The sequence below is a fragment of the Amnibacterium sp. CER49 genome, assembly GCF_029846255.1.
Classification (GTDB): domain Bacteria; phylum Actinomycetota; class Actinomycetes; order Actinomycetales; family Microbacteriaceae; genus Amnibacterium.
Map to the genome: position 1 here is coordinate 556,199 of NZ_JARVWQ010000002.1, position 19,376 is coordinate 575,574.

Genomic DNA, 19,376 nt, shown 5'->3' on the forward strand with positions numbered 1-19,376 from the left:
TGAGAGGATCGCGCCCATGACCTACTCGATCGTCGCGCGAGACCCCCGGACCGGTGCCCTCGGCGTCGCCGTCCAGTCGCACTACTTCGCGGTGGGCTCCGCGGTGCCGGCCGCTCTGCCGGGGGTCGGCGCGATCGCCACCCAGTCGATGGCGAACCTGCAGTACAAGCCGCAGGCCCTCGCGCTGCTGCGGGAGGGTCGCAGCGCCGACGAGGTCGTGGCCGCGCTCGTCGCCGGCGACCCGGACGCCGCCGCGCGCCAGGTCGCCGTGGTCGACGCCGCGGGCCGCGCCGCCGCCCACACCGGCGACCTCTGCATCTCCGCCGCCGGGCACCGGCTCGGCGACGGGTACGCCGTCCAGGCGAACCTCATGGAGCGCGACACCGTCTGGGACGCGATGGCGGAGGCGTACGAGGCGGCAGCGTCCGAGGGGCTCGGCGTGGCGCTCCTCGCCGCGCTCGACGCCGCCGAGGCCGAGGGCGGCGACCTCCGCGGTCGGCAGTCGGCCGCGATCCTCGTCGTGCCGGCCGAGGGCACCGAGGCCGATCGGATCCTCGACCTCCGGGTCGAGGACTCCCCCGAGCCGCTGCGCGAGCTCCGTCGGCTGGTCACCCTGAACGACGCCTACTCCCTCGGGAACGACGTCGAGCCGCTGCTCGAGCGCGGCGAGCTCGACGCCGCCGCCTCGGTGCTGCTGGCGGCGCACGCCGCGGCCCCGGACAACCCGGAGATCGCGTTCTTCGTCGGGCTCGACCTGCTGCGCGCGGGGCGGCCCGACCGCGGCCTGGCGCTCCTCCGCGAGGTCGCCGAGCGGGACGCGCGCTGGCTCGAGCTGCTCCGACGCCTGCCGGCCGAGACGTCGCCGTCGGCGGCCGAGGCGCTCGCCCGGCTGGAGCACGACGCGACCTGAGCGAGATCCGCTCAAGTCCGTTCCGGAACCGGGAATGGACGGGCGCCGACGCCGTTGTACTGAGTCGTAGGCACTCAAGTTCTATCGGAGGTCCCTTGCCTGAGTACTTCGGCCCGGCAGCCGGCGACGGCTCGTTCGACGAGTTCCTCGCCCGCCTGCTCGCCAATCAGCGGTCGGCGCCGTCCGGTCGCCCCATCGACATCAGTCGTCTGCTCTCCCGCCGCAGCCACGCGGTGATGGCCGACGCCGTGCGCTTCGCCGTCGAGCACGGCCACGCCGAGGTCGACGCGCTGCACCTGCTGCGCGCCCTCGTCGGAAGCGAGCAGGGCCGCAGCGCCCTCGGCGGCGCCGGCATCGACGTCGACGCCCTCGTCGGCGCCATCGAGGAGCGGCTGCCCACCGGCGGCGAGCGCGTCGACGGCACCCCCTCGCTCACCCCGTACGCGCAGCGCGCGCTGCTCGAGGCCGTGCAGGTGGCGCGGGCGTTCGGCTCGACCTACGTCGACCCCGAGCACCTGTTCTTCGCGTTCGTCGCCAACCAGCACGCGGCAGCGGGTCAGCTGCTCGCGGCCCACGGCGTGACGCCCGACCGCCTGCAGGCGATCGCGCAGGGCGTCGCCGAGGGCACCGCCCCGGCGCAGGCCGACGCGGCGTCCTCGACCGGCACCCCGACGCTCGACCAGTACGGCACCGACCTCACCGCCCGCGCCCGTGAGCACGGCCTCGACCCGGTCATCGGCCGCACCCTCGAGGTCGAGCAGGTCGTCGAGATCCTGCTGCGTCGCACGAAGAACAACCCCGTCCTGATCGGGGAGCCAGGTGTCGGCAAGACCGCGATCGTCGAGGGCCTCGCCCAGCGCATCGCCGACGGCGACGTGCCCGAGCTGCTGCAGGGCAAGCGCGTGGTCGCGCTCGACCTCCCCGGCATGGTCGCGGGCACCCGCTACCGCGGGGACTTCGAGGAGCGCATCACGAAGGCGGTCGACGAGATCGTCGCGCACAAGGACGAACTGATCGTCTTCCTCGACGAGCTGCACTCCGTCGTCGGCGCCGGCAGCGGCGGCGAGGGCGGCATGGACGCGGGCAACATCCTGAAGCCGCGCCTCGCGCGGGGCGACCTGCACCTGATCGGAGCGACGACCCTCGCCGAGTACCGGCGCATCGAGAAGGACGCCGCCCTCGAGCGGCGCTTCCAGCCGGTCACGGTCGGCGAGCCGGGCATCGAGGACGCGGTGCGCATCCTCGCGGGCCTCAAGGACCGCTACGAGCAGCACCACGGCGTCACCTACTCCGACGACGCGGTGCGCGCCGCCGTCACGCTCTCGGCCCGCTACATCACCGACCGCTTCCTGCCCGACAAGGCCATCGATCTCATCGATCAGGCGGGCGCCCGCAAGCGCCTCGCCGTCGGCGGCCGCGTCGACGTGGCCGGCCTCCGCGCCCGCGCGAGCGAGCTCGAGGCCGAGAAGGCGACCGCCGTCGCCGAGGAGCGCTACGAGGACGCGTCGCGGCTGCGCGACGAGGCCGAGCAGCTGCAGCGGCGCATCGCGCAGGCGGAGGCCGGTGCGCGCACCGCGACCGAGGCGGACTCCCGTGTCGGCGAGGCCGAGATCGCCGAGATGGTGGCCCGCGTCACCGGGATCCCGGCGGCCCGCATGACGGAGGGCGACCGCTCGCGCCTCGCACGGCTCGAGTCCGAGCTGCACGAGCGCGTCGTCGGGCAGGACGACGCGGTCGCCGCGATCGCGAAGGCCGTGCGGCGCAGCCGCACCGGCATGGGCGACCCCCGCCGGCCCGTCGGCAGCTTCCTCTTCCTCGGCCCCACGGGCGTCGGCAAGACGGAGCTGGCCAAGGCCCTCGCGGCGAGCCTGTTCGGCGACGAGAGCGCGATGATCCGCTTCGACATGAGCGAGTTCGGCGAGCGGCACACCGTCAGCCGGCTCGTCGGTGCCCCTCCCGGGTACGTCGGCTACGACGAGGCGGGCCAGCTCACCGAGCGCGTGCGCCGCAACCCGTACTCGGTGGTGCTGCTCGACGAGATCGAGAAGGCGCACCCCGACGTGTTCAACCTGCTGCTGCAGGTGCTCGACGACGGGCGCCTCACCGACGGCCAGGGCCGCACGGTCGACTTCCGCAACACGGTGGTCATCATGACCTCGAACCTCGGCAGCGAGTTCCTCGCGAGCCGCAGCGGCGCCCTGGGGTTCGTCGCAGCGAGCGACGACGGCGCGGGCTTCGGCTCCGACAAGGCCCTCCGTGACCGCGTCTTCGCGAAGCTCCGCGAGGCCATGCGGCCGGAGTTCCTGAACCGCATCGACGAGGTCGTGCTGTTCCGCAAGCTCGACCGGCAGCAGCTGCGGGCGATCGTCCACCTGCTGCTCGCCGACACCGCGGCCCGGCTCGGCGCCCGGCACGTCGCCTTCGAGGTGTCGGACGCCGCGGTCGACCGCATCGCGGAGCTCGGCTACGAGCCCGAGTACGGCGCCCGTCCGCTGCGTCGCGTGATCCAGCGCGAGGTCGAGGACCGCATCGCGGACGTGCTCGTCGAGCGCGACCTCGCCTCCGGCGAGGTCCTCATCGACGTCGCGGGCGACGCGCTCGTCGCGACCGTCCGCGAGGAGGCGCCCGCGATCGCCGCGTGAGCCCCGTTCGGCACGAAGGCCCCGCACCGTTGCCGGTGCGGGGCCTTCCGCGTCTCCGCGGCGGGTCAGGCGACGCCGAGCCGCCGCTCCGCGGACTCGAGCGTCTGCGCGAGCAGCGTCGCGACGGTCATCGGACCGACGCCGCCGGGGACGGGCGTGATGAGCCGGGCGCGCTCCCGGGCGACGTCGAACTCGACGTCGCCGCGGCCGCCCGGGCCGTAGCCGGCGTCGATCACGACGGCGCCCTCCTTGATCCACTCCCCGCGGATGAGCCCGGGGAGCCCGACCGCAGCGACGACGAGATCCGCGCGCCGCACCTGCGCCTCGAGATCCCGGGTGTGCACGTGGCACATGGTCACGGTCGCGTCGGCGGCGAGCAGCAGCACGCTGAGCGGGCGCCCGAGGATCGGCCCCTGCCCGACGACGACGGTGTCGGTGCCCCGCAGCGGGACGCCGTAGGCATCGAGCAGCGCGAGGATGCCGCCGGGCGTCGCCGAGCGGAAGCCGGGCTCGCCGAACGCCATCCGCGCGAACGAGGCGTGGGTGACGCCGTCGACGTCCTTGCCCGCGGCGATCGCCTCGAACGCGGCGCGTTCGTCGATGTGCGCCGGCACGGGGTGCTGCAGCAGGATCCCGTCGACCGCGTCGTCGGCCGACAGCGCCTCGATCAGCGCCACGAGCCCCGCGGTGTCGGTGCTCGCCGGCAGGTCGTGCCGTCTCGGCTCCATGCCCACGCGGCGCGCGCGGTTCACCTTCATCCGCACGTACGAGTGCGAGGCCGGGTCGTCGCCGACCAGCACCGTCGCGATGCAGGGCGCCCGGCGCCCCGCCGCCCGCAGCGCGGCGACGCGCTCCGTCACGCGCGTGAGCGTCGCGTCCGCGAGCGCCTTCCCGTCGATCAGCTCCGCAGGCATCCCTCTCCTCGCCGCTTCCGCGAGGAGCACCCAGGCGGGCGATGCTCCGACTCCACTCCCCGGTAGTGCCCTACCCGCGCCAGTCGTGAGGGGCCACGCTACCGGGGCGCGGGGCGGGGCGCGCTCCCCTGCGGCAGGATCGGCCGCGATGGACCCGTCTCCGCCGCGCATCCGCCCCGCCGTGCCGGCCGACGCGCAGGCGCTCGGCCGCATGCATCACGCGGCGTGGCGGGAGGCCTATGCCTCGATCCTGCTGCCGGGATGGTTCGACGACCATCCGATCGAGGAGCGGATCGAGCGCTGGGCGCACCACCTCGGGTCCCCCACGCCCGGCACCACGGTGCTCGTCGCCGAGGACGCGGTCGGCGGGGTGATCCTCGGCCACACCATCGCGGGCCCGGCACGGGCGACGGAGGCGCTGCCCGCGGTGCGCGACCGCGAGCTGTACTCGCTGTACGTGCTCGCGGCGGCCTACGGGACCGGCCTCGGCCGGCGTCTCCTCGACGCGGCGCTGCCGGATGCGGCGCCCGCACAGCTCTGGGTCTTCGAGGCGAACGCTCGGGCCCGCCGCTTCTACGAGCAGGCCGGCTTCCGTCTCGACGGCGCCCGGCAGGACGCCTCCGCCGAGCTCGGCGGCGCTCCGGAGATCCGGATGGTGCGATGACCGCAGCCGTGCTCGTCACCGTCAACCTGCCGCTCGTGCGGCTGCTGCCCTCGGCCGAGGTGTCGCGCCGCGCCTGGCCGAGGCACCTCACGGTGCTGCCGAACCACGCCGTGCCCGAGGCGGAGGTCCTGCCCGCCGTCGTGGCGGCGGTGCGCGCCGTCGCCGCGGGCACCCGCCCGATCGAGGCGACCGTCCGCGGGCGCGCGCTGTTCGGCCCGAGCCGGGACGTGCCCGTCGCGCTCGTGGACCGCACGCCGGCGCTCGCCGACCTGCACGCGCGGCTCGTCGACGCCGTGCTCGCGCTCGGCGCGCAGCCGGAGGCTCCCGCGCACCTCCTCGACGACTGGTGGCCGCACGTCACCGACACGGCCGCGGGGGCCGTGGAGCAGGGCGCGGTGCTGCGGCTCGACCGGATCGCGGTCGCCGACCTGCGTGGTCCGACCGCGGTCGTGCTCGCTGTCGAGGCGTTGACCGACCCTCAGGACTGACGAGGACCCCGCAACTTTCAAGCCGAGTGTTCGAAAGGTTTCGGAGCATCGAGGCCCGAGTCGGCGCTCCGTTGCCCCCGTTCGGAGGGTCCGGACGCTCTCCGCCGTGTCCGAATCGCAACCTTGTCGTTCCGTGTCACGTTGACACGCCCGAGCGACCCGCCCAGACTGACCTTGCCGGAGGAGAACACGGTCGCATCGCGACTGAGGCCTTCGAAACTTTTATTCGATGAGGAATGACAGGAGCGGCTCCGTGAGGCGCCGGCTCCCGGAGAGGACCCGAATGTCACAGCAGAACGGTTCCGCGTTCACCCGGCGAGGCTTCCTCGGCGTCGCCGGCGCCGCAGCCGCCACGACGCTCCTCGCCGCGTGCAGCGGCGGCGGCTCGGGCAGCGGCGGTGGCGGTGGTGGCGGCGGCCAGATCAGCTTCTGGAACCAGCCCTGGGGCAACACCCAGTTCAACCCGCTCGACCAGAAGATCACCACCGCGTACAAGCCGAAGAGCGGCCTGCCCACGGTGAAGTACCAGGTCATCCAGTGGGCGAACTTCGCCCAGCGCTACTCGACGGCGGTCGCGTCGAACACGAACCCCGAGATCAGCTCGGGCGGTGGCACGCAGGCCTTCCTGTTCGAGTCGCAGGGCAAGATCCACTACGCCGACGACCTGTACAAGACGTGGCAGAGCAACGGGCTCTACAGCGACTTCCTGCCGGGCCTGATCGACACGCTGAAGACGAAGAACGGCTACGCGGCGATCCCCTACAACCTCGACATGCGCGTCATGTGGTACAACAAGCAGCTCCTCGACTCCGTCGGTGCGACGCCGCCCACCACCTGGGACGAGTTCGAGGCGGTCTGCAAGAAGCTGAAGGCCAAGGGCATCTACGGCTACGGCACGTACTCCGGCGCGGGCGGCTTCACCGGGTTCCACAACCTGGTCAGCCACATGATCAACAACGGCGGCGGTCTGTTCAACGCCAACCAGGAGCCCGACTGCGTCACGCAGCCGAACATCGACGCGATGAACTGGGTCATCGGCCTCGTGAAGCAGGGCTTCGTCGACCCGCGCGCCGGCACCTACACGGCGCAGAACGCGCAGGACCAGTACAAGGCGAACAAGTTCGGCATGGGCTTCGACACCGGCGGTCTCGCGCAGAACGTCGGCGGCACGGTCGGCGCGAACCTCAAGGTCGCCAGCCCGCTGACGAGCCACTCGGGTGCGAAGGGCGCGCTCTTCTTCCCGAACAACATCATGATGTACAAGCACAACCGGTCCATCAAGGGCACCGAGGCGTTCGCGACGTACTACTACCAGAACATGAAGCAGCTCTGGACGCAGAAGACCGGCATCGGCCTCCCGGTGCTCAAGTCGATCGCGGACACGCCCGAGTTCAAGTCCGACCCGAACAACGTGAAGATCCTGTCCGAGTGGCAGCCCGTCTCGAAGACGTGGGGCGCCCCCGGTGGCAACACGGTGTTCCTCAACGTGACCGCCGTCGACGGCACCGCGCCCGGCACGACGTTCACGCAGGCGATCCTGTCGGGCAACACGACGGCGAAGGCCGCGCTCACGACGCTGCAGAACTCGCTGCAGGCATCGATCAAGAAGTAGTCAGCATCCGCTTCTAGCATTCGCACGAATCCCGACGGAGGGAAGCCACATGGCCATCGACACCGTTCCGGAGCGACTGCAGCGGGCACGACGTGGAGTGGGGGTGTCCGGCCGTGGGCCGGGCACCCCCACTGCGCGCAAGCGACGGCACACCGGTGCCCTCACCATGGCGGGCTTCGCCCTGCCGTCGCTCGTGCTGCTGCTGCTGCTCAACCTCTTCCCCGTCATCTACGCGATCCTCCAATCGCTGCAGAACGGGACCCCGTCGACGCTGCCCTGGGACGCGCCGTTCGTGGGGCTCACGAACTACGGCAACGTGCTCACGAGCGCGCAGTTCTGGGCGAGCACGATCTTCACTGTCATCTTCACGATCACCGGCGTCTTCGGGTCCTGGGTGATCGGGCTGGCGCTCGCCCTGCTGCTGCGCACCAAGATCCCGGGCAACACCGTGTTCAAGGTGCTGCTGCTGCTGCCGTGGATCGTGCCGGTCGTCGTCTCGTCGACCGCATGGAACTGGCTCGTCGCGACGCCGCAGAGCCCGGTCCCCGTGATCCTGTCCGTGTTCGGGGCGGGGAACCTCAACTTCCTCGGCAGCCCCGTGCTGGCGCAGATCGTGGTCTGCGTCTTCAAGGTCTGGATCAGCTTCCCCTTCATGATGATGATGATGGGCTCGGCGCTCGCCTCGGTCGACGTCAACGTCTACGAGGCGGCGAAGATGGACGGCGCCACGAGCTGGCAGACGTTCACGGGCATCACCCTGCCGATGATCTCGAGGTCGACCTACATCAGCTGGGTCCTCATGACGATCTTCTGCGTGAACGACTTCCCGACGATCTTCCTGCTGACGCAGGGCGGTCCGCAGAACGCCACCACGTCGCTGATCGTGCTCGCCTACCAGTACGCGTTCCAGAACTTCGCGACCGGCCCCGGCACCGCGGTGGCGTTCATCATGACCGTCGTGCTCGTGATCGTGTCGGTCGTGCTCTACCAGCAGATCAAGAAGGTGAACATCGAATGAGCCAGCCACTCGCCGTCGGCGGCGCCACGCGAGCGACCGTCGGAGCTCAGGAGCGCACCCAGGCCCGCAAGCGGGCCGATCTGTCCACCGGCAAGCGCGGCCAGTGGTGGCGCTTCCTCCTCGTGCTCGTCGTCACGTTCATCGTGATCATCCCGATCCTCGCGGTGCTCTACCTCTCGGTGCAGCCGGGCCTCGGCAGCAGCGCGACGGGGTTCACCTTCGAGAACTTCACCGCCGTCCTCAGCCAGACCGACGTGCTGCTCTGGCTCGGCAACAGCCTCGGCGTGGCGCTCGTGGTCGTGGTCGTCGCGGTCGCGGTCGCGGCACCCGCCGGCTACGTGCTGTCGCGGCTGCGCAACCGGCTGGTCTCGACGTACTCGCTGATCCTGTTCGTCATCCAGTCGCTGCCGGTCGTGACCGCGGCGATCCCGCTGTTCATCACGTTCGCGGCGCTGAACCTCGTGAACACGCTGCAGGGCGTCGCGATCATCTACATCGGCTCGACGATGTCGGTCGCGATCTGGATGATGGCGGCCTACTTCGACTCCATCCCGATCTCCCTCGAGGAGGCGGCGTGGATGGACGGCGCGAGCGTCTTCGGCAGCTTCACCCGCATCGTGCTGCGCAACTCGCTCCCGGGCATCCTGTCGACCGCGATCTTCTCGTTCCTGCTCGCCTGGAACGACTACCTGATCGCCCTGCTGTTCCTGCAGGACTCGTCGAAGTACACCCTGCCGGTCGGCCTCAACACGTTCTTCCAGCAGAACGCGGCCAACTGGGGCTACGTCATGGCCGTCGCCGTGATCATGATGCTTCCGCCCGTCCTCGTCTTCGCCTGCCTCAACCGCTACTTCAGCGTCGGCGGCATCGGCGGCTCGCTCGCGGGCCGGTGACCGACAGGACGATCAGTCCCTCCCTCCGCGCGGCGGTCGACCGGGTGATCCCGGCCGGCCGCCGCGCCGGCGGTTGGGCGGGCGGCGTCGGCCGCTACCTCGAGACCGCCGGCGCGGAACTCGACTGGGCGCGTCCGCTGCTCGTCGCGCTCGCCGACCGGCTCGACGGGCTCGCGGGCGGCGACTTCGCGGGCCTCGACACCGAGCGCCAGGACGCGCTGCTCGCCGCACTCGAGCACGACCCGGAGGCCGAGCGCGAGTTCGCCGCGCTGCGCCGCCTCTGCTGGGAGGGCTTCTACGCCGCCTCCCCCGACAACCCGGAACCGGTGGGCCTCGAGCTCGTCGGCTTCCGCGCGGTGCCCCCGGGCGTCACGCCCGTGGAGCCCGACCTCGTGCCGGACGCCGGCCCCTCCGGCGTCACCCGGGCCTACGACGCGATCGTCGTCGGCAGCGGGCCGGGCGGCGGGGTGGCCGCGCAGGTGCTCACGGCCGCGGGCCGCACCGTGCTCGTCGTCGAGCGCGCGCCACGCCTCCCGAACGCCGCCCTCCGCGGCGACCATCTGCACGGCAAGCGTGCCGCCGTCTACGGCGTGACCGTCGGCCCGGGTCCCGGTCATCCGCGGGTCGCGCAGCTGCCCGAGGGCGACCGGCTGCTCGACGGCACCGACGACTCGTGGCTGTACGGGCTGAACGCGTTCGCGATGGGCGGCGGCACCCGCATCTGGCAGGGCATGGCCTGGCGCTTCCTCCCCGAGGACTTCCGCATGCGCAGCGAGTACGGCAACCCGGACGGGGCGAGCCTCGCGGACTGGCCGGTCGACTACGACGCGATGGAGCCGTACTACTCGAGGGCGGAGCGGGAGCTCGGCGTCGCCGGCGAGGAGGGCGGGCTCACCGGCCGCACCCCGCGGTCGGCGCCGTACCCGATGCCGGCGTTCGGCACGGAGCGCGCCCGCGAGGTGCTCGCCGCTGCCGCCGAGGGCCTCGGCTGGGGCTGGGGGCCGATCCCCCTCGCGCTGAACAGCGTGCCGCACGACGGCCGCCCCGCCTGCGTGCGCTGCCCGCAGTGCGTCGGACACGCCTGCCCCGTGAACGCGAAGAACGGCTCGCACAACACCTTCCTGCCCCGGGCCGTCGCCACCGGGCGCTGCACCGTGCTCTACGACGCCGAGGTGCTCGAGGTCCGCGACGGCGTCGACCGCGCGGGCGTGACGCTCGTCGCCGGTGCGAGCGCAGGAGCGCCGGTCGAGCTCGAGGTCACGGCCGACGTCGTGGTCGTCGCCGCTGGGGCGGTCGAGACGGCGCGGCTGCTGCTCGCGAGCGGCCTCGGCAACGACCAGGTCGGCCGGCACCTGCACGACCACCGGTTCGTCACGATGCTGTCGCGGATGGACGAGCCCGTGAAGCCGTACGTCGGCCCCGGGCACTCCGTCGCGACCCTCGACCACGTGCACGGCGACACGATCCCCTGGGGCGGCGGCGTGCTCGTCGACCTCATGAGCCTGCTGCCGCTCACGCACGCGACCGCTCCCCCGCCCGGAGTCCCCGGCTGGGGCGCCGGCCATCGCGACTGGATGTCGGGCGACCGGGCGAAGCAGTTCGGCGTGTTCGGCATGGGCCAGGAGATCCCGATGCCGACCTCGCGGGTGACGCTCGCCGATGCCCGCGACCGGTGGGGGCGCCCGGGAGCGGCGCTCCGCAAGCTCGTGCACCGCACGAGCGTCGAGGTCGAGGACGGCATGGCCGCGCAGGGCGAGCGCTGGCTGCTCGCCGCCGGTGCGCACGACGTGCGCCGACAGCGGGCCGGCGCCACCGCCTCGGCGGCGGGCGAGCACTCCTGCGGCACCGCGCGCATGGCCGCCTCGCCCGCCGCCGGCGCGACGGATCCGTTCGGCCGGCTCTGGGGCTCCCGCCGCGTCGTCGTCTGCGACTCGTCGCTGCATCCGACGAACGGCAGCGTCAACCCCACGCTCACGATCGTCGCGAACGCGTACCGCGTCGCGGAGGCGCTCGCCGCGGAGTGGGTCCGCTAGCGCGCCGGCCCGCTCATCCCCGCTGCCCGGATGCAGGGCATCCGCCGGCGTGCAGGCCCGAACGGCCCGACGTCCCCTGCATCCGGGCGCATCCCCTGCAGACGGCGGCCGACCGGCCGCGCCCTAACCGGGGAGGTGCGGATGGAACGCGGTCGCGCCCGGCGCCGACACCTGGTTGTTCACGAGCTCGATGCCGAGCGCCTCGAACGGGGCCGCGTCGAGCACGATCGACACCGCCCGGGCGAGCGCGGCCCGGGCGCCGTCGTCGCCGACGAACACCTCGCCGTCCTCGTTCACGTGCGGCAGCGCCACGCGGACCCGCAGGTCGAGCGGGTCGCGCACGCGGACGCGGATCGCGGCGGTCACCGTGACCGTGCCGTCGTCATGGTCCTGGGGCTGCAGCACGCGGTCGGACATCGACGGCACCATAGCCGCCGCCCCTGAGGCACCCGCCTGTCGGCGTGTCCCGCACGCCCCCGATCAGGCCCCGGGTCCGAGGACCTTCTCGACCGCGGCGGCGACGCGCCGCGCCCGCGTCTCCTGCGCCTTCGCGCCTTCGACGGCCGTGACGTGCGCCTTCCGATGGCTGGGCGGCAGCCGGTCGAACGCCTCCCGGGCGCCCCGCTCGGCGAGCGCCGCGGCGAGGTCGTCGGGCACCGCGACCTCGCGAGGGGCGGTGTCGAGGGCGAGCTCGATGTCGAGCTCGTCACCCCCGCCGATGCCGCTCGCGGCCCGACGCTCCGACGAGAACGGGATGAGCGCCTGACCCCCCATCGCGCCCACCGTGCTCGTGTACTCGTAGCCGTTCACCCGCACGGTGACGGCGGGCCGCTTGCCGCCACCGAGCGCCTCGAGCACCTCGGGCGGCACCGGGATGCCGGTGTTCCTCCCGCTCAGGGCCATGGTCGTGCGGTACCGGACGGGGTCGCTCACGGCAGCAGCGTGGCAGCACGGCGTGCGACTGCGCATTCGAACATGTCTTCGAGTACCGTTGCGATCCGTGGTGGAGTGGCATCCGCGTCGCCTCGCGCGGCCCGTCGAGTGGCTGCTCGCGGTGCCCGGTCACGCCGAGCCCGTCGCGGTCATCCGCCGGCTGCGCATCGCGGGGCGCACCTGCTTCCGGGCGGTCACCTGGGCGCCGACCTCCGCCGGCCGCGAGCTGATCGGCTACTACCCCGACGGCGACGCGGCCGCCGTGGCGGCGTGGAAGCGCTACCTCGAGCAGAACGAGGGCCGCCACGAGCGGGCGAGTCGCACGCACGGCGGGACGGACCGCGGGAGCCCCGGACGCTGAGACCGACGCACGGGCGACGTCCTAGCGGCGCCGCGCGCGACGGCGACGCCACGAGAACCAGGCGGGCACCAGCACGAGCAGCAGGGCGATCGCGGCGATGCCGCCCTTCAGCGTGATCACGAGCGTCACGAAGCCCGCGACGAAGACGACGGCGACGATGCACGCGGTGAGCACCGCGGCCGGATCGGCCCGCTCGTGCGGCCGCACGGGCCTGGGCTTCGCCGTGCCGCTCCCGGTGAGCGTGGCGCCGGTCCAGCGTGTGCCGTCCCAGTAGTGCAGCCGGCCCGTGCGGTCGCCCGGGCGCGTGAACCAGCCGGGCGGCGGGGCGGTCGGGGCGGCGATGACGGGACTCCTGGAGCGAGCGGCTGCCGGGACGGGCGCGCCGGGCGGTGCGGGCAGGCTATCCCAGCCCCGGCGCGTCGGGCGCCGTGGCCGCGTCGCGATCGGGACGCGCCGCGACCCGGCGGAGGACGACGCCGCCGAGCCACCACACGAGCACCGTCGTGGCGACCCCCTCGACGCCGCCGACGACGGTGTCCGTGAGCCAGTGCGCGGCGAGGACGGTGCGCGAGAGCGCCATCACCACGACGGCGCCCGCCGCCCACGGGAGAGCGCGGCGGCCGAGCAGCAGCACGCAGGAGGTGGCGAGGACAGCGGCGAACGCGGTGTGGCCCGACGGGAACGACCCGTAGGGCCCGACGAACGCGACGACCGGCCCGGGCCGGTGCACGAGCGCTTTCGTGAGCATCACGACGCCCGCGTTCGCCGTCGACGCGGTGACGAGGCAGGCCGCCGGGGCGACACCGGCCCGCAGCAGCACCACGGCGGCGACCGCGGCGTCGAGGACCACCGACACGGGCGAGGCGCCGAGCGCCGCGAGCACGTCCGCGACCGCCACGACGGGCGGCACCCCCGCGGCGGCGGCGAGCGCGGCCCATCCCGCGTCGATCGCGAGGCCGGGCGACGAGGGCAGCGCCGCGACGCCGGCACCGGCGAGGCAGCACGCCCCGATCGTGCCGAGGGCGCCGAGCGCGACAGCGGGCCGCACCCGACGGAGCCGACCCGACCGCATCGACGCAGCCTAACCGGACGCCCGCTGGACGCTTCGGGCACGGACCGGCCGCCGACACGCCGCTCGATCGCGATCGACGCCTCGAACTGGGGGTACGTGGATATGGGGACAGACAGATCGTTCTGTCCGCACTCCTGCTACCGTCTTCACCAGGCGGTACCCATCGCCTCCGAAGTACCCGCTTCGGCGAATACAACCGCACCGCCGGCACTTCCCCCCGGCCGGTGGTGCCGGGTGGCGCGCACCTCCCCCCGAGCGCGCCGCTCGAACAGCGACGCCGGCCGCAGGACTCCCCCCAGCCGCGGCCGGCGTCGCTCCTCCCCCACGGACTCCCCTCGGTCCGCCCCCCAGAGCTCCCCCGGCTCACGCGCAAGGGCTCCCCCGGCCCCTCCCCCTCGGGCTCCCCGGACCCGTGCGCTCGCTGCTCCGCGACCGGCTCGTCCGGCCGCGCAGGCAGGCCGGCGCGGAGCGGGCGCGCCCTTCGTGCCGCGCGCGGGCGGGGGGGGACGACCGTGCCGCCGGGGCGAACCCGCATCGTCCGGTCTCGTCTGCTGCGGCGTCGTCGGGGCGGCCGGCTGCGTCGTCGTCGCACCCTTCCGATTGGCGAGCGGCACGGTGCTACGGTCCGTTCCGCCCGCTCCGGCGACCCGCGAGGAGGACCGCGTGCAGCGCTTCACCACCTCCGACGGCGTGCGCCTCGCCTACGACGACGAGGGCTCGGGGCACCCGGTGGTGCTCGTCAACGGCTACTGCGCACCGGCCAGCGCCTGGGTGCTCACCCGCGACGCGCTGCTCGCGGCCGGCTACCGGGTGATCGCGTTCGACCGGCGCGCGCACGGGGAATCCGAGACGCCCATGTTCGGGCAGCGGATGGCGCGGCACGGCCGCGACCTCGCCGAGCTGCTGGACGTGCTCGGCGAGCCGTCGGTCACGCTGGTGGGCGCCTCGATGGGCGGCAACGTGATCTGGGCGTACGTCGACCAGCAGGGCACGGACCGACTGGCCGGCGTCGTGGTCGTCGACCAGACGCCACGGATGCTGAACACGGCCGACTGGCCGTACGGGTTCTACGGGTTCGACGAGCGCAACGCCTACGTCTTCGCGACGGGGGTGCCCGCCACCGGCCGGGGGCGGCCGGCCGAGCTGTCGGCGCCGGCGATCGCGCGGCTCGTCGAGCGGCTCGGCGGCCCACCGCGGTACCGGCAGGGGTCCGCGCCCGAGACGGCCGGGCTGCTCGTCGACCACTCGCTGCAGGACTGGCGCGACGTCGCGGAGCGCGCGGCGTGCCCGGTGCTCATGGTGGCCGGGCGGGACAGCCAGCTCTGGCCGTGCGAGCACGCCGCGGCCGCCATCGCGGGCAACCCGCGTGGCCGCGCCATCGTGATCGACGACTGCGGGCACGCCGTCAACATCGACCGGCCCGACCGGCTGAACGAGGAGCTGCTCCGGTTCCTCGCCGAGGTCGCGCCGGGCGGGGCCGACCGGGGCGCCTAGAGCAGCGGGCCGCCGCCTTCGGCGTCCGCCGGGTCGACCTTCACGACCGGCGCGCCGTCCGGCTCCGGCAGGTGGTCCGCCGCGTCGTCGCCGAGGTCCGTCTCCACGCGGGCCGTGGTGATCGCACCGACGTGGTCCGCGGCGACGAATCGACGCCCTCGCGCCGTCTCGACCACGATGCCGGTGAAGATGTCGAGCCCGTCGTCCTGGACGACGGTCGCCACCCGTCCGAGCTCGGCACCGCCCGACGAGAGGACGGGGACTCCCGCCTCGAGGGCGAGGTAGGAGATCGGTCGTTCGCCGCTCGTGTCAGCGCTCATGGGCTCCTCGATCCGGATGGGGTCCGGCGAGGCTAGCCCCTTCGGCCCGGCGCCGCCTCGACGAGCGACAGGCGGCACGTACCGAGGTCAGGCCGCGTCGCGATGGCCGTGCGCGTTCGCGCAGCTGTCGCAGTTGTGGCCGCAGGAGCAGCCGGGGGTCGAGCAGGAGTGGCGGCAGTGACACATGGGAGTTCCTCGGAGGGGCCTGATGCTGCGGCGTGATCAGGGAGGTCGCGAGCGTAGCGCCGGCCCTGCACGGCACAACGGTCCGACACGGCGCGCCGCCGCGCGGCGATTGTCCACTCGGGCCATTGCGCCCGAGCCCTCCAGCTCGGGCGGCCAGGCGGCACGCTACGCGGGGCGCACGGGCGCGATCCGAGGGGCACGCCCCGCCGCCGTCGAGGGGACCGAAGGACCCTGGCGGCGGCGGCGGGAGAAGGGCAGGATCCGCGCCGGGAGCGGGGCGATCGTGATGGCGATGCACATACACCTGCCGCACGTGCCGCAGCGCACGCGTCCGGAGGTGCTGGCGACGGTCGAGGTCGCGCTCGTGGGCGCGCTGCTCGTCGGCGCCCTCGTCGGGCTCGCGACAGCCGCGGCGGCGCGGTCCGGCGGCATGCCCGGCGACACAGCCCCCGTGCCGGTGCCGCAGCCCGCGCCCGTGGCGGTGCTGCGCTGAACCGGCGTGGTGGGTGAGATCTAGAGCGAGACGATCGGCGGGACGCCGAAGCCGTGCGGCGGCTCGGCATCGGCCCGCCGCGCGCTGTCGGCCGTGGCGGTGGGGTCGAACAGCTCGTTCGTCTGGTCGAAGACGTGGATCCGCTCGTCGTCGGACCGGCCTGGGCTCACGTTCCAGCGCATGCCGCGCTCCTTCCGGGCGGGGCCGCACCGTCGCGGCCCGCTCGCGCACAGTGTGGCGCGCGGGGGCGCCGGGTGGAAGACCCCTGGACGCCCGGACCGTGAGGACCGTGGTGCTCGGCGGCCGCGCCCGGTGCTCGGAGTTGGAGGGCACCGGCACCGCCTGGAGGGCGACCGTGACGACGACGCCGGGCCGGAGCACCAGGCACCAGGCACCAGGCACCAGGCACCAGGCACCAGACACCAGGCACCCGGCACCCGGCACCCGGCACGAGCGTCCAGGTCGAGCCGAGCCCCGACACCCGAACTGGGGCGCGCGTCGGGGGTGACACGAGGAGTTCACTGGCGCTAGTTGAACCGGTCACCCAGCCGGTCGGCGCTCCCCGGCGCCGTCCCCTCCCCAAGGACACGATCCCCATGCCCATGCGCTCCCGCGCTGTCGCCGTGCTCGGCGCTCTCGCCCTCTCCACCGTCGCCGTCGTGGCGACCGCGGCTCCCGCCTCGGCCGCGACCGTCGACGGCAAGGTCTCGTTCTGCCACGCCACCGGCAGCGCGAAGAACCCGTACCTGACCCTGAAGGTCAGCTCGTCGGCGACCAATGCCTGGTCGTACACGAACGGCACCCACAAGAACGACCTCGGCACCGTCGGTGCGGCAGCTGCCGGCAACACGCCCACCATCTCGGACACGTCGGGCCTGCCCACGTACTGCATCCCGAACGGCGATGCCACCACGACGCCCTCCAACGGCACCGGTGGCAGCGCGGGCACCACGGACGCGAACCCGTCGACCAGCATCGTCGGCACGACGGACGGGGGCACCACGACCACCCCGACGGGCACGACCGGTGGCACCACTGGCGGTACCACGGCCGTGACGGACGGCACGGCCGGCCCGAGCGCCGGAATCGGCGGCACGGTCTGCACCGTCGTGTACGTCGACCCCACGACCAGCACGAGCACCTGCGCCAACGTGGCGCAGTAGGCCTCGCGGCAGCATCCGGCGCCCCGGCCCTCGCACCTGCGAGGCCGGGGCGCCGTCGTCTCCGCTTCCGCTCGGGCCTCGTCGCCCAGGTTCCGCGTCCCCGCCCGCGGTTCAATCGAACGGCGCGATGCGAGGGGGACGCGCTCGTCCCCGTCTCGCAGAGGACCGCGGGGCGCCGAACACGCGGCGCTGCGAGCAGCACGACGAAGGGAACGACGTGGACCGGCTCTGGTACGGCGGCGACTACAACCCCGAGCAGTGGCCCGCGGAGGTGTGGGACGAGGACGTCCGCCTCATGCAGCGGGCGGGCGTCACCATCGCGACGGTCGGCGTCTTCTCGTGGGCCACGCTGGAGCCGCAGGACGGCCGCTTCGAGTTCGGCTGGCTCGACGACGTGCTCGACCGCCTCCATGCCGGCGGCATCCGCGTCGACCTCGCCACCGCGACGGCGTCACCGCCGCCGTGGCTCGTGCACGAGCACCCCGACGTCCTCCCCGTCACCGAGGACGGCGTGGTGCTCTCGGTCGGGTCGCGGCAGCACTACTCCCCCAGCTCGGCGACCTACCGGCGCTACGCGGACCGGCTCGTGCGCGCCGTGGCGGAGCGCTACCGGAGCCACCCGGCGCTCGAGGCGTGGCACGTGAACAACGAGCTCGGCTGCCACGTGCACCGCGACTACTCCGACGAGTCCGCTGCCGCCTTCCGCCGCTGGCTCGAGCACCGCTACGGCGACGTGGCGACCCTGAACGAGGCGTGGGGCACGGCGTTCTGGTCGCAGGCGTACTCGTCGTTCGACGAGATCCGTCCACCGCGCACCGCGCCGACGTTCCGCAACCCGACGCAGCTGCTCGACTTCGACCGCTTCTCGTCGGACGCGTGGCTCGAGGTGTACCGGGCGGAGACGGCGATCCTCCGCGAGGTCTCGCCCGGCGTGCCGATCACCACCAACCTCATGGGCTTCTTCAAGCCGCTCGACTACTGGCGGCACGCCGCGCTGCTCGACTTCGTCTCGGACGACCACTACGTGGACCCCGCCGACCCGGCGGCGCCGGTGATCGCGGCGATGACCCGCGACCTCATGCGGTCCCTCGGCGGCGGCAAGCCCTGGATCCTGATGGAGCAGTCGACGAGCGCCGTGAACTGGCGCCGCCGCAACGCGCCGAAGCCTCCCGGCATGTACCGCGCGCTCAGCCTGCAGGCCGTCGCGCGCGGCGCGGACGGCGTCATGCAGTTCCAGTGGCGGCAGTCCCGCGCCGGAGCGGAGAAGTTCCACTCGGCGATGCTGCCGCACGGCGGCGAGGACACCCGGATCTTCCGCGAGACCGTGGCGCTCGGGCAGGAGCTCGCTGGGCTGTCGGACCTCGTCGGCACCCGGCTGACGGCACCGGTCGCGATCGTGCTCGACTGGGACAGCTGGTGGGCGCTCGAGCAGGCGGCCACGCCGGCCGAGCTGTCGTACCAGCGGCTGCTGCTGCGCTGGTACCGCGAGCTGTGGCGGCGTGGGGTGCTCGTCGACTTCGTCCGGCCGGACGGCGACGTCGAGGGCTACCGCGTCGTGATCGCGGCGGGCACGCAGGTGCTGCCGCAGGCGGCGCAGGACCGGCTCGCAGGCTATGTGCGCGGGGGCGGCACCCTCGTCGTCGGCTACCAGACGGCCATCCTCGACGAGCACCTGCACGTGCTGCTCGGCGGCTACCTCGGCGCGCTCCGGGACGTGCTCGGGATCCGCATCGAGGAGTTCGCGCCGCCCGCGGAGCCGTCCGTCACGGGCGGCCCGGTGCCGGCGCTCGAGCTCGCCGGGCTCGCTGCCGGGTCCGCGCAGGAGTGGGGCGAGGTCGTCCGGGTCGCGGGCGCCGAGGTCCTCAGCACGTTCGCCGGCGGCATGCTCGACGGCCTGCCTGCGATCACCCGTAACGGCTCCGGCGCCGGCGCGGCCTGGTACGTCGCCACGGCGCCGGACGACCTCGGGGCCGTGGTCGACCGGGTGCTCGCGGAGGCGGGTGTCGAGCCGGGCGTGCCCGAGACGCCCGACGGGGTGGAAGCGGTACGACGCGGCGACCGGCTGTTCCTGCTGAACCACACGGACCACGAGGTCGAGGCGGCGGGGACCCGGCTCGAGCCCCACGGATCCGCCGTCCTTCCGACGGGAGCGACGGCCGACGACGGACGAGCGGACTGAA

20 protein-coding genes are annotated in these 19,376 nt (G+C 73.5%); 13 read left to right on the forward strand and 7 right to left on the reverse strand.

Annotated elements, in window-relative coordinates; translation table 11 throughout:
• Positions 1-16 precede the first annotated feature (16 nt).
• The gene (locus QDR37_RS12610) at positions 17-910 is read left to right on the forward strand and encodes a DUF1028 domain-containing protein (protein ID WP_279714129.1); all 894 of its coding nucleotides are present in this window, start codon (positions 17-19) and stop codon (positions 908-910) included.
• A 95-nt stretch (positions 911-1,005) separates the two neighbouring features.
• Positions 1,006-3,552, forward strand: a complete 2,547-nt coding sequence (locus QDR37_RS12615) for an ATP-dependent Clp protease ATP-binding subunit (protein WP_279714130.1) — start codon at positions 1,006-1,008, stop codon at positions 3,550-3,552.
• 65 nt (positions 3,553-3,617) lie between these two features.
• Here the strand turns inward: QDR37_RS12615 and QDR37_RS12620 are convergent, their stop codons facing one another.
• Positions 3,618-4,466, reverse strand: a complete 849-nt coding sequence (locus QDR37_RS12620; protein WP_279714131.1) for a bifunctional 5,10-methylenetetrahydrofolate dehydrogenase/5,10-methenyltetrahydrofolate cyclohydrolase — start codon at positions 4,464-4,466, stop codon at positions 3,618-3,620.
• A 148-nt stretch (positions 4,467-4,614) separates the two neighbouring features.
• Here QDR37_RS12620 and QDR37_RS12625 point away from each other — a divergent pair, with 148 nt between their 5' ends.
• The 6 genes from QDR37_RS12625 (at position 4,615) to QDR37_RS12650 (ending at position 11,174) form a co-directional block, all read left to right on the forward strand.
• Entirely contained in the window at positions 4,615-5,130 is a 516-nt protein-coding gene (locus QDR37_RS12625) for a GNAT family N-acetyltransferase (protein WP_279714132.1), read from the forward strand.
• Positions 5,127-5,618 carry a 2'-5' RNA ligase family protein gene (locus tag QDR37_RS12630; RefSeq protein ID WP_279714133.1) on the forward strand — a complete coding sequence of 164 codons (492 nt, stop codon included), beginning with the start codon at positions 5,127-5,129 and terminating at the stop codon, positions 5,616-5,618. The genes QDR37_RS12625 and QDR37_RS12630 overlap by 4 nt, the downstream gene beginning before the upstream one ends.
• A gap of 283 nt (positions 5,619-5,901) precedes the next feature.
• A complete protein-coding gene (locus tag QDR37_RS12635) occupies positions 5,902-7,230 on the forward strand; it encodes an extracellular solute-binding protein (protein WP_279714134.1) in 1,329 nt (442 codons plus the stop codon).
• A gap of 49 nt (positions 7,231-7,279) precedes the next feature.
• Entirely contained in the window at positions 7,280-8,248 is a 969-nt protein-coding gene (locus QDR37_RS12640; protein ID WP_279714135.1) for a sugar ABC transporter permease, read from the forward strand.
• A complete protein-coding gene (locus tag QDR37_RS12645; RefSeq protein ID WP_279714136.1) occupies positions 8,245-9,141 on the forward strand; it encodes a carbohydrate ABC transporter permease in 897 nt (298 codons plus the stop codon). The genes QDR37_RS12640 and QDR37_RS12645 overlap by 4 nt, the downstream gene beginning before the upstream one ends.
• Positions 9,138-11,174 (forward strand): GMC oxidoreductase, encoded by a 2,037-nt coding sequence (locus tag QDR37_RS12650; protein WP_279714138.1) that lies wholly within the window; start codon positions 9,138-9,140, stop codon positions 11,172-11,174. The genes QDR37_RS12645 and QDR37_RS12650 overlap by 4 nt, the downstream gene beginning before the upstream one ends.
• 123 nt (positions 11,175-11,297) lie before the next feature.
• Here the strand turns inward: QDR37_RS12650 and QDR37_RS12655 are convergent, their stop codons facing one another.
• Positions 11,298-11,591 (reverse strand): hypothetical protein, encoded by a 294-nt coding sequence (locus tag QDR37_RS12655; protein WP_279714139.1) that lies wholly within the window; start codon positions 11,589-11,591, stop codon positions 11,298-11,300.
• Positions 11,592-11,654: 63 nt separating this feature from the next.
• Positions 11,655-12,107: a YdeI/OmpD-associated family protein gene (locus QDR37_RS12660; protein ID WP_279714140.1), complete on the reverse strand. Its 453-nt coding sequence runs from the start codon at positions 12,105-12,107 to the stop codon at positions 11,655-11,657.
• A 67-nt stretch (positions 12,108-12,174) separates the two neighbouring features.
• On the opposite strand from QDR37_RS12660, the gene QDR37_RS12665 reads away from it, so the two are divergent.
• Positions 12,175-12,468: a hypothetical protein gene (locus QDR37_RS12665; RefSeq protein ID WP_279714141.1), complete on the forward strand. Its 294-nt coding sequence runs from the start codon at positions 12,175-12,177 to the stop codon at positions 12,466-12,468.
• 21 nt (positions 12,469-12,489) lie between these two features.
• Here the strand turns inward: QDR37_RS12665 and QDR37_RS12670 are convergent, their stop codons facing one another.
• Positions 12,490-12,675 (reverse strand): hypothetical protein, encoded by a 186-nt coding sequence (locus QDR37_RS12670; protein ID WP_279714142.1) that lies wholly within the window; start codon positions 12,673-12,675, stop codon positions 12,490-12,492.
• A 193-nt stretch (positions 12,676-12,868) separates the two neighbouring features.
• Complete coding sequence (locus tag QDR37_RS12675; protein ID WP_279714143.1) at positions 12,869-13,540, reverse strand: phosphatase PAP2 family protein; 672 nt, start codon at positions 13,538-13,540, stop codon at positions 12,869-12,871.
• A 663-nt stretch (positions 13,541-14,203) separates the two neighbouring features.
• Between QDR37_RS12675 and QDR37_RS12680 the strand changes: the two genes are divergently transcribed.
• Positions 14,204-15,034: an alpha/beta hydrolase gene (locus QDR37_RS12680; protein WP_279714144.1), complete on the forward strand. Its 831-nt coding sequence runs from the start codon at positions 14,204-14,206 to the stop codon at positions 15,032-15,034.
• On the opposite strand, the gene QDR37_RS12685 is transcribed toward QDR37_RS12680, so the two are convergent.
• Entirely contained in the window at positions 15,031-15,354 is a 324-nt protein-coding gene (locus QDR37_RS12685) for a hypothetical protein (RefSeq protein WP_279714146.1), read from the reverse strand. The genes QDR37_RS12680 and QDR37_RS12685 overlap by 4 nt on opposite strands.
• 478 nt (positions 15,355-15,832) lie before the next feature.
• Here QDR37_RS12685 and QDR37_RS12690 point away from each other — a divergent pair, with 478 nt between their 5' ends.
• Positions 15,833-16,033 carry a hypothetical protein gene (locus tag QDR37_RS12690; RefSeq protein ID WP_279714147.1) on the forward strand — a complete coding sequence of 67 codons (201 nt, stop codon included), beginning with the start codon at positions 15,833-15,835 and terminating at the stop codon, positions 16,031-16,033.
• A 20-nt stretch (positions 16,034-16,053) separates the two neighbouring features.
• Here QDR37_RS12690 and QDR37_RS12695 read toward each other — a convergent pair whose 3' ends face one another.
• Positions 16,054-16,215: a hypothetical protein gene (locus tag QDR37_RS12695; RefSeq protein ID WP_279714149.1), complete on the reverse strand. Its 162-nt coding sequence runs from the start codon at positions 16,213-16,215 to the stop codon at positions 16,054-16,056.
• Between the two features lie 420 nt (positions 16,216-16,635).
• Between QDR37_RS12695 and QDR37_RS12700 the strand changes: the two genes are divergently transcribed.
• Positions 16,636-17,196 (forward strand): hypothetical protein, encoded by a 561-nt coding sequence (locus tag QDR37_RS12700; RefSeq protein WP_279714151.1) that lies wholly within the window; start codon positions 16,636-16,638, stop codon positions 17,194-17,196.
• 217 nt (positions 17,197-17,413) lie between these two features.
• Positions 17,414-19,375 (forward strand): beta-galactosidase, encoded by a 1,962-nt coding sequence (locus tag QDR37_RS12705; protein ID WP_279714153.1) that lies wholly within the window; start codon positions 17,414-17,416, stop codon positions 19,373-19,375.
• The last annotated feature ends 1 nt before the right edge of the window (position 19,376 follow it).